Raw genomic sequence first — 248 nt, forward strand, 5'->3', positions numbered from 1 at the left:
TAAATAAGCAATCTGCCCCGTATCAGAATGGGTCATATCTTGCAACGACAAGTTTTGTTTATGCTCTCCCATTTCATTATTCCTTTATACCTTAACTCTTATTACTTACTTTGATTGGAATTTGCTTCATTTGTTTTTTTGTTTTTGGCTGGTATAAGTTAATTGATAAAAGACCATTTTTCAACTCGGCATTTGTAACGTGCATTCCTTCGACAAGAACAAAAGTACGTTGGAATTGACGTGCAGCT

1 protein-coding gene is annotated in these 248 nt (G+C 34.7%); it reads right to left on the reverse strand.

The features are described from left to right. Positions 1-91: 91 nt before the first annotated feature. Positions 92-248: Hsp20 family protein (locus tag ACFINO_RS11355; protein WP_375655952.1), on the reverse strand; the 157-nt coding region annotated here is incomplete at its 5' end.

Origin of the sequence: Bartonella sp. AA83SXKL (genome assembly GCF_042196965.1) — a bacterium.
In the GTDB taxonomy this organism is placed as follows: domain Bacteria; phylum Pseudomonadota; class Alphaproteobacteria; order Rhizobiales; family Rhizobiaceae; genus Bartonella.